The following is a 775-nucleotide window of genomic DNA, read 5'->3' as shown; positions in this document are numbered from 1 at the left end:
CCTTGACGGTACCTAACCAGAAAGCCACGGCTAACTACGTGCCAGCAGCCGCGGTAATACGTAGGTGGCAAGCGTTGTCCGGATTTATTGGGCGTAAAGCGCTCGCAGGCGGTCTTTTAAGTCTGATGTGAAATCTCGCGGCTCAACCGCGAACGGTCATTGGAAACTGGAGGACTTGAGTGCAGAAGAGGAGAGTGGAATTCCACGTGTAGCGGTGAAATGCGTAGAGATGTGGAGGAACACCAGTGGCGAAGGCGACTCTCTGGTCTGTAACTGACGCTGAGGAGCGAAAGCGTGGGGAGCGAACAGGATTAGATACCCTGGTAGTCCACGCCGTAAACGATGAGTGCTAGGTGTTAGGGGGTTTCCGCCCCTTAGTGCTGAAGTTAACGCATTAAGCACTCCGCCTGGGGAGTACGGCCGCAAGGCTGAAACTCAAAAGAATTGACGGGGGCCCGCACAAGCGGTGGAGCATGTGGTTTAATTCGAAGCAACGCGAAGAACCTTACCAGGTCTTGACATCCTCTGACCACCCTAGAGATAGGGTTTTCCCTTCGGGGACAGAGTGACAGGTGGTGCATGGTTGTCGTCAGCTCGTGTCGTGAGATGTTGGGTTAAGTCCCGCAACGAGCGCAACCCTTGATCTTAGTTGCCAGCATTCAGTTGGGCACTCTAGGATGACTGCCGGTGACAAACCGGAGGAAGGTGGGGATGACGTCAAATCATCATGCCCCTTATGACCTGGGCTACACACGTGCTACAATGGATGGTACAA

At 54.1% G+C, this 775-nt stretch carries 1 rRNA gene; it reads left to right on the top strand.

Annotated elements, in window-relative coordinates:
- Positions 1-775, top strand: a 16S ribosomal RNA gene (locus GMJ66_RS20315); the annotation flags it as partial.

The organism is Oceanobacillus salinisoli, assembly GCF_009733865.1.
GTDB lineage: Bacteria > Bacillota > Bacilli > Bacillales > Amphibacillaceae > Oceanobacillus > Oceanobacillus salinisoli.
Note: the sequence above shows the minus strand (reverse complement) of the source record. Positions and strands in the feature narration are given on the sequence as shown.